This window comes from Thauera terpenica 58Eu (assembly GCF_000443165.1).
In the GTDB taxonomy this organism is placed as follows: domain Bacteria; phylum Pseudomonadota; class Gammaproteobacteria; order Burkholderiales; family Rhodocyclaceae; genus Thauera; species Thauera terpenica.
In genome coordinates, this window is the sequence record NZ_ATJV01000026.1 from 1 (window position 1) to 278 (window position 278).

The window sequence follows — 278 nt, forward strand, 5'->3', positions numbered from 1 at the left end:
GCCACGTACCACAGCGCCGATCCCGCCGGACTGCCACTGCCACCCACCGCATCCAGCGCATCTCGAACCGCACGGGCAGCGCCGGCATTGCGCTCAATCATCATCTGCCCGGGCGCTGTCCCAGCCGACAAACCATCGGGCCGGCTACTGGCCACGCCGCTGGCAAACGCCCGCGCGAAGTCCTGCGAGAACTGCTGGCCGGCATCGTGCATGGCACCGGTGATGCTGCCATTGCGGAGCATCAGCGCCAGCGTGTCCACGGTGCGGTAGTGGTCGAC

The 278-nt window shown here is 68.3% G+C and carries 1 protein-coding gene; it reads right to left on the reverse strand.

Translation table 11 applies throughout. The annotated features are described in order from the left end of the window. The coding region (locus M622_RS23930; protein ID WP_021248101.1) for a hypothetical protein at nt 1-278 on the reverse strand (278 nt) is incomplete at both ends.